The sequence below is a fragment of the Burkholderia sp. BCC0506 genome (assembly GCF_902833145.1).
Lineage (GTDB): Bacteria > Pseudomonadota > Gammaproteobacteria > Burkholderiales > Burkholderiaceae > Burkholderia.
Genome location: NZ_CADFEN010000041.1, coordinates 1 through 435 on the forward strand (window position 1 = coordinate 1; position 435 = coordinate 435).

1 rRNA gene is annotated in these 435 nt (G+C 55.4%); it reads right to left on the reverse strand.

From position 1 onward, the window contains the following. Positions 1 to 203 precede the first annotated feature (203 nt). Positions 204 to 316 (reverse strand): 5S ribosomal RNA (rrf, locus tag HWX62_RS32875). Positions 317 to 435 lie beyond the last annotated feature (119 nt).

Consider the following 435-nt stretch of genomic DNA (forward strand, 5'->3'; position numbering starts at 1 on the left):
AATTTGCTCTTCGCTGAACCGCGACTTCTTCATGACAAGGGTTCTCCTGCGGCCTTGCCACTAACTTTACAGTGGGATACTTCGGAGGGGAAAGGTCATCGAGACCCTCGGCATCCTGTCCATGCCGCACCGCGCACCGCACATTTCCGTCGCCCAAATGCAAAAACCCCCGCCTGTTCGGGCGGGGGTTTCTGGCTTAGGGAGCCTGACGATTACCTACTTTCACACGGGAATCCGCACTATCATCGGCGTAGAGTCGTTTCACGGTCCTGTTCGGGATGGGAAGGGGTGGGACCGACTCGCTATGGTCATCAGGCAAAGAGGGTTGTTCTGCTGGCGTGGCCAACAGAACCAATCTTGGAAGAAGCAGTAATTTAGGTTGTGAGCTGTATCTCACACGTACGCGGTACTTCAACCGTCGTACGTCGAGTGCCT